Below are 6661 nucleotides of genomic sequence, written 5' to 3' on the forward strand. Positions count from 1 at the left end.
CGCCATTCAACGCGTCATCCGCGAAGTGGATAACAATGACCTTATGCTGGCGCTTAAGGTGGCGAGTGATGAAGTGAAAGAAATTGTCTTCCGCAACATGTCAACAAGAATGGCCGAGACGTTCAAAGAAGAAATGGAATATATAGGCCCGGTCCGGCTGCGTGATGTGGAAGAAGCGCAATCGCGCATTGTCGCCATTATCCGCCGTCTCGAGGAAGCCGGGGAAATCGTCATCGCCCGCGGGGGAGGAGATGATATTATTGTCTAGCGTCATTAAAGCGCCGGCATTGGCCGGGCGCGCCGGCAAAAAGACGATCGCTGTGCAGCGCTGCATTTTCGATGTTCCGCCTTCGAACGAGGATCGGCAAAAGGAAATCGAGGCGATTTCCGCCGCCAAAGAAGAGGCGGCCGCGCTTCGCCGCCAAGCCGAGCAATATTGCGAGACGGTGCGCGAACAGCTGGCCCGTGAACGGGAGCAATGGGAGCGCGAGAAAGACCGGCTTAGGCAGGAAGCGCGCGCCCAAGGGTACGAAGACGGCTACGCCGCCGGGCGCGAGGCGGCGCTTCGCGAACACCGCGAATGGATCGACCAAGCCCGCCGCTTGGCGGAGCGGATGAATCACGAATTTTATGCGAAGGTCGAGGCGGCGGATGAGATGATGCTCGAAGTGGCGCTGAAAGCGGCGGAACGCATCATCGGCGCCACGCTCGAGCGAGACCGGAGCGCGTTTTTGCCGCTTGTGCGCCAAGTGCTGCAGGAAGTGCGGCGGCAAACGGAAGTGTCCGTTTACGTGCATCCGGGTTGTTATGAGACGGTAGCCGAACAGCAAGAATTGTTGAAATCGCTATTTCCGCACCGTGTCGATTTGTTCATCTATCCGGATGAGGCGTTGCCGGAATACGGTTGTCTCGTGGAAACGCCGTTCGGCCGCATCGATGCCAGCGTAGACATGCAACTTGAACGGCTGCGCGAAGCGCTCTACAGACGGCTGAAGGAGGGAATGTCCTCTGAACTGGCAGGCGCTTCTTGAGGACATCGCCACCGTCGATTTGTACAAACGATTCGGCAAAGTATCGCGCGTCGTTGGGCTCATGACCGAATCGAAAGGTCCGGGCAGCTCGATCGGCGACCTTTGCTACATTCATGAAACGAGTGGCCGGAAAATTCCGGCGGAAGTCGTCGGCTTTCACGAGCACCACGTCTTGCTCATGCCGTTTTCCGCCATGACGCATATCGCCCCCGGCTGTTTGGTGGAAGCGACCGGCAAGCCGCTCGAAGTGTATGTGGGCGATGCGCTCATCGGCATGGTTCTTGATCCGCTCGGCCAACCGTTGGACGGTGCCCCACTGCCGCCCGGGCTGAAGCCTGTGTCGGTCGACCGCGATCCGCCCAATCCGCTCACCCGGCCGCCGATCGCCGAGCCGATTGAAGTCGGCGTGCGCGTCATCGACAGTCTGCTGGCGGTCGGGAAAGGGCAACGGGTCGGCATTTTTGCTGGTTCCGGCGTCGGCAAGAGCACGCTCATGGGAATGATCGCCCGCCGCACATCGGCTGACGTGAACGTTATCGCCTTAATCGGCGAGCGGGGGCGCGAAGTGCGCGAATTTTTAGAGCGCGATCTTGGGCCGGAAGGATTGGCCCGTTCCGTCGTCGTTGTCGCCACCTCGGACCAACCGGCGCTCATGCGTGTCAAAGGGGCGTACACCGCGACAGCGATCGCCGAATATTTCCGCGACCAAGGGGCGGATGTCATGCTGATGATGGATTCGGTCACCCGCGTCGCGATGGCGCAGCGGGAGATCGGGTTGGCTGTCGGCGAGCCGCCGACTACAAAGGGCTATACCCCGTCGGTGTTCGCCTTGCTCCCGAAGCTGCTCGAGCGGGCCGGGACGAGCGACTCAGGCACCATTACCGCGTTTTATACGGTGCTCGTTGACGGCGACGATATGAACGAGCCGATTGCCGATGCGGTGCGCGGCATTTTGGACGGCCATTTTGTGTTGGAACGCCAGCTCGCGAATAAAGGCCAGTACCCGGCCATTAACGTGCTGAAAAGCGTCAGCCGCGTCATGCCTCATATTATCAGCGCTGAGCACCGCGAAGCAGCGAACCGTTTCCGCCGTCTCCTTTCCACTTATATCGATTCGGAGGATTTGATTCAAATAGGGGCGTACAAGCGGGGGGCATCGCGAGAAATTGATGAGGCGATTGAACGTTATCCGCAAATGATGGCGTTTTGCCGCCAAGAAATAGAGGAAAAGGCGACGCGCGCCGAAAGCATTGATGCCCTTTTCCGTCTCATTTCGCCGCCATGACGGGGGCACAGCGTTAAGAGGGGGAAGGGTGATCCACAATGATGTCGACATTTCGGCTGCAAAAACTATGGACGATGAAGGAAAAAGAAAAGCAAGCAGCGCTGGCTGAATACGAAGAAGCGGTGCACAAGTTTGAGCAGGCGGCCGAGGCGCTGTACAAGTTGCTCAAGGAAAAAGAACGATGCGAGGCGGAAAGGGACAGGCGGCTGCAAGATGGCCTCGCTGTCGGGGCCATTCGCCATACGCTGCAGTATCTCGCCAGTTTGCAACAAACCATTGATCACTATCAGCTCATCGTCATGCGGGCGCGCGAGCAAATGCAGTGCCGGCACCAGCGCCTCATTGAGCTCAATATTGAAGTGAAAAAGTATGAGAAAATGCAGGAGCGCGTGCGGCGGTGGACAGAGCAGCGCGAAAAAGAGGCCGAAAGCCGTTTGCTCGATGAAATAGCCGTTCAGCGCTTTGTGCGGCAAGGAGAGTTATAGATGGCGGGCAGCAAACTTCAGCAGGAAGAAACGGCAAGCCGGTGGCAATGGATGTTGTTCGTCGTTGTCGTCCCGAGCCTCTTTGCGGCTTTCTTCCTCTTGCTGATTGCAAAGGCGGCCGGCATTGATGCGGTGAAGGCGAAACAATGGGTGGACAGCGTGCCGTTCGTCGCCGAATGGTTTGATTGGAAGAAGAAAGAAAAGACGCTGGCCAACACGATCGAGACGCAACAGCAGACGATCAAGCGGCAAAACCAAACGATCGCCAAGCAAAAAAAGCAAATTGAGCAGCTAAAAAGCGAATTGGCGGCAAAAGACGAGGAAATTGCCCGGCTGTCGACGCAGCAACAGCTGCCGACCCAGCAGGAAAAAGGCGGCGGACAAGCGTCTGCGGTGGATGTCATCAGCATGTACGACGCCATGTCAGACAAGCAGGCCGCGGCTATTTTAGCCAAGCTGCCGGAGGATGAAGCGCTTGAGGTGCTGAGCCGGCTCGATAGCGACAAAGCCGCGGCTATTTTAGAACAAATGCCGGCCGAGCAGGCGGCGAACTTGCTTTCGTCATTGCATAAATGGGCAGGGAGAGAGGAGGGGGCTGAATGAAAGTGATGATCGCAGCAGTTGCACCGCAGCCAACGGGCGTGGAGCTGACAGCGAGAAAAGAGACAGCGGCTTCCAGCGCATTTGCGGCATTATTGGCGCAAAAGCAAACCGGGAAGCTGCCGGTTGAGGAGGGGATTGAACGGTCATCCCAGCCGGAAGGAAAGAAGCCGCGAATAACAGACGAATGGACAGAGCCGTTATGGCTGGCCGCTTCAGCTATGCACGTTGGCGCTGCCAACGTTTTAAACGCCCCTCCGGCGGCTGCATACAATGATGGTGAAGCCTTGGCGGCTGATGGGGAAAGCGGAAGAGTTAACCAAGAAGGGGCTGGTGCAAAAGCGCTGGCAGCCGTTCCGTCTTTTTGGCTACAGACGGATGAAAATAGCGGGTTGGACAAAGCTGCTTGGCTGGAACAACAGGCCAAAGAAATGAACGGGCGTTTCGATGGCGAACACCAGCCGCCTTTCTCACAAATTTTGCCGCGAACCGAGGGAGCTAGAAAGGAAATGGCGGTGCATTCCAACGGTGAAAGCAGCTGGCTGGCGCCGCGAGTTTTATCTTCGATGTACGGGCCAGCCTCTTTACGGCAGCAGGAGGACGCTCGCCAGCTGCATAGTGTGCTCGTTTCGACAAACCTTGCCTCTTTGATTCCATTCGTCCCTGGCGGCCATGAGGCGGGGACGGTGGAAGCAGGGAAGGAAAGTTCGTTTGTCGAGCAAGTAGCCCGTGCATGGCAATTCGGCCGATGGGTGAAGCTGCCAAACGGCGTTATGCAGCTTGTTATTCGCCTTCATCCGGAACATCTTGGAACGGTGACGGTGAAAATGGCGCAAGAAGGCGGAAAATTGACTGCCCGGCTGCTTGTGGCGACCGATGCGGTGGAAGAGTTGATCCGCAACCACTTGCCGCAGCTTGCTCAGCAGCTTGATGCGAGTTCCATCACGGTCGAAAAATGGACCGTTTGGTCGGATTATGACAGCTCCGCGATGCCGCCGTATTCCGGGAATCGCCAAGGAGGGCAGCAGCAGGGCGAATCGCGGCAAAAACAAAAGCGGGAGCCATCATCTTCCTTCCCGTTAGCGCTAGACGGGATCGAAGCTGACGCATAAGGGGGAAAAAGAACGAGGATGACAACGAATGTGATTGATGGAAGCTTATGGATGGCAAACGCGGTTCAGCCGGAACGGAAAACGGGTAATCAAATTTTAGGAAAAGACGACTTTCTCAAAATTTTGCTCGCCCAGCTCGAAAACCAAGATCCGCTCAATCCGATGGAAGATAAAGACTTTATCGCGCAAATGGCGAGCTTCTCCTCGCTTGAGCAAATGATGAACATCGCCAATTTGATGCAGAAATGGATGCAAGTGTCAAGCCGTGATGCGCTTTTGCGCTACAGCGAATGGATCGGCAAAACGGTGCACTGGCAAGAAGGCGATGCAACGATGAGCGCGGTTGTCAAATCGGTGACGCAAAAAGACGGGAACATTGTTCTCGGGCTCGATAACGGAGCGACGATTGCCGCTGACGCGGTGATGACAGTCGAACAACACGAATAAGAGGGGAGAGGGAGCGAATGCTTCGTTCGATGTATTCCGGCATTGGCGCCATGCGCAATTTCCAAACAAAACTTGACGTTATCGGCAACAATATCGCCAACGTCAATACGTACGGGTTTAAAAAAGGACGAACGATCTTTAAAGATTTAATGAGCCAAACGATTTCCGGAGCGGGAGGGCCGAACGCCGGCCGCGGCGGCACGAATCCGAAGCAAGTCGGGCTTGGCTCGCAGTTGGCTGCCATCGACACCGTCCATGCGCAAGGAAGCTTGCAAACGACCGGGCGCGTGCTCGACTTGGCGATTTCGGGGGATGGGTTTTTTGTTGTCGGCGATGCGGAGGGCAACAATCGCATGTATACGAGAGCCGGGAATTTTTATCTCGATTCGCAAGGCTATATTGTCAATGCCGATGGCCAATATTTGCTCGGTGTGGGAAATAGCCGCCTGAAAGTTCCGGCGGATGCGAAAAGCTTAAGCATCGGGGCTGACGGCAAGGTGAATATTGTGAACGCTTTGGGAAACTTGCTGACGATCGGTACGATTCAGCTGGCTAAGTTCTCTAATAACGATGGATTGGAGAAAGCCGGAAACAACCTGTTCCGTGAAACGATCAACTCCGGCGCGCCAACGACAGGGGCGCCGGGAGCGAACGGAACAGGAACCATCGTCTCCGGGGCGCTTGAGATGTCCAACGTCGACCTTGCTGAGGAGTTTACGGAAATGATCGTCGCCCAGCGCGGTTTTCAGGCAAACACGCGCATCATTACGACATCGGATGAAATTTTGCAAGAACTTGTCAACTTGAAAAAGTAGAATAGGAGGTAGGGCGTCAGCTGTTGTTGGACGCTGATGCCCGCTTGCCGATGATTCCGCTGACGAAGCTCAACGGCAAACGGTTTGTGCTCAATGCGTTGTACATCGAACAAATCGAGGCATTTCCCGACACGACCGTGACGCTGACGAACGGAAAAAAATTCGTCGTGCGCGAGACGGTCGAACAAGTCGCGGCGTTGGCGAGCGAATTTTACCGGCAAATTGGCGCGTTTCGCTTGCCGGAAGCAGGAGGATTGAACCGTGAAAGGGAATAAAGTACTCAAAACGATGGTCATCGTGCTAGCGGTCATTGCCTTGGCCGGCACGGCGGCGCTTGTTGCCGTTATGAACCTGACCGGCAAAGAAAAACAGGAGGCGCCAAGCGCCGATGAACTGGCGGACAGTTCGATCGACATTCCGGAAATGACAACGAATTTGGCGGACGGCCGTTATATTAAAATCTCCTTTAAAATTCAAACCGACAGCGACAAAGGAAAAGAAGAAGCGGAGAAGCGTGATTTCCAGATTAAGGATGCAATCATCGAACAGCTCTCGGAAATGAAAGCGGCCGACTTTAAAGGAAAAGAAGGAATGGCGGCGTTGAAAGAGCAGCTGAAACAACAGATTAATGCGTTAATGCAGGAAGGGAAAGTGGAGAACGTCTACATTACCTCCCTCTAGAAATGTTGATCTATCAAGGCTTTTCGGCCTCTCAGGGGTGTCCAAAAAATATTTTTCGACAAATTCCCTTACATCCTTTTTCAGTTTTGTGGATATCTTACAGACCTAGGGTGCGCTTCGCGGCCACGGCTGGTTATATTTTCCTTCCGTGGGGGGAAGCATATTCGATGCACCCTTTGGATCTCCGCGTCGCTGATGAGGACGA

Annotated in this window: 10 protein-coding genes; all 10 read left to right on the top strand. The window is 55.4% G+C overall.

Going from position 1 to position 6661, the window contains the following annotated elements; genetic code table 11:
* Positions 1-268: FliG C-terminal domain-containing protein (locus tag IKE44_RS09485; RefSeq protein ID WP_287465729.1), on the top strand; the 268-nt coding region annotated here is incomplete at its 5' end.
* Positions 252-1031: a flagellar assembly protein FliH gene (gene fliH / locus IKE44_RS09490; protein ID WP_033016002.1), complete on the top strand. Its 780-nt coding sequence runs from the start codon at positions 252-254 to the stop codon at positions 1029-1031. The genes IKE44_RS09485 and fliH, both read left to right, overlap by 17 nt.
* On the top strand, positions 1009-2316 hold the full coding sequence (gene fliI / locus IKE44_RS09495) for a flagellar protein export ATPase FliI (RefSeq protein ID WP_080706533.1): 1308 nt from the start codon (positions 1009-1011) through the stop codon (positions 2314-2316). Before fliH ends, fliI begins: the two co-directional genes overlap by 23 nt.
* Positions 2317-2354: 38 nt before the next feature.
* On the top strand, positions 2355-2801 hold the full coding sequence (gene fliJ, locus IKE44_RS09500; RefSeq protein WP_033015998.1) for a flagellar export protein FliJ: 447 nt from the start codon (positions 2355-2357) through the stop codon (positions 2799-2801).
* The gene (locus IKE44_RS09505; RefSeq protein ID WP_049624595.1) at positions 2802-3404 is read left to right on the top strand and encodes a MotE family protein; all 603 of its coding nucleotides are present in this window, start codon (positions 2802-2804) and stop codon (positions 3402-3404) included. It abuts the gene before it with no gap.
* Positions 3401-4513 (top strand): flagellar hook-length control protein FliK, encoded by a 1113-nt coding sequence (locus IKE44_RS09510; protein WP_053093044.1) that lies wholly within the window; start codon positions 3401-3403, stop codon positions 4511-4513. Before IKE44_RS09505 ends, IKE44_RS09510 begins: the two co-directional genes overlap by 4 nt.
* A gap of 18 nt (positions 4514-4531) precedes the next feature.
* A complete protein-coding gene (gene flgD, locus IKE44_RS09515) occupies positions 4532-4960 on the top strand; it encodes a flagellar hook assembly protein FlgD (protein ID WP_049624596.1) in 429 nt (142 codons plus the stop codon).
* A gap of 17 nt (positions 4961-4977) precedes the next feature.
* On the top strand, positions 4978-5775 hold the full coding sequence (gene flgG / locus IKE44_RS09520; protein WP_049624597.1) for a flagellar basal body rod protein FlgG: 798 nt from the start codon (positions 4978-4980) through the stop codon (positions 5773-5775).
* A 50-nt stretch (positions 5776-5825) separates the two neighbouring features.
* Positions 5826-6050, top strand: coding sequence for a flagellar FlbD family protein (locus IKE44_RS09525; RefSeq protein WP_033016021.1), 225 nt, complete (start codon positions 5826-5828; stop codon positions 6048-6050).
* The gene (fliL, locus tag IKE44_RS09530) at positions 6037-6456 is read left to right on the top strand and encodes a flagellar basal body-associated protein FliL (protein ID WP_287465732.1); all 420 of its coding nucleotides are present in this window, start codon (positions 6037-6039) and stop codon (positions 6454-6456) included. Before IKE44_RS09525 ends, fliL begins: the two co-directional genes overlap by 14 nt.
* The last annotated feature ends 205 nt before the right edge of the window (positions 6457-6661 follow it).

The sequence above is a fragment of the Geobacillus sp. genome (genome assembly GCF_017515625.1).
Taxonomy (GTDB): Bacteria; Bacillota; Bacilli; order Bacillales; family Anoxybacillaceae; genus Geobacillus; species Geobacillus stearothermophilus.

Bases quoted from the DNA above. Each gene is read 5' to 3' on its own strand.
- fliH (WP_033016002.1), top strand. From the start codon at position 252: ATGATATTATTGTCTAGCGTCATTAAAGCGCCGGCATTGGCCGGGCGC.
- fliJ (WP_033015998.1), top strand. From the start codon at position 2,355: ATGATGTCGACATTTCGGCTGCAAAAACTATGGACGATGAAGGAAAAA.
- IKE44_RS09505 (WP_049624595.1), top strand. From the start codon at position 2,802: ATGGCGGGCAGCAAACTTCAGCAGGAAGAAACGGCAAGCCGGTGGCAA.
- IKE44_RS09510 (WP_053093044.1), top strand. From the start codon at position 3,401: ATGAAAGTGATGATCGCAGCAGTTGCACCGCAGCCAACGGGCGTGGAG.
- flgD (WP_049624596.1), top strand. From the start codon at position 4,532: ATGACAACGAATGTGATTGATGGAAGCTTATGGATGGCAAACGCGGTT.
- flgG (WP_049624597.1), top strand. From the start codon at position 4,978: ATGCTTCGTTCGATGTATTCCGGCATTGGCGCCATGCGCAATTTCCAA.
- IKE44_RS09525 (WP_033016021.1), top strand. From the start codon at position 5,826: ATGATTCCGCTGACGAAGCTCAACGGCAAACGGTTTGTGCTCAATGCG.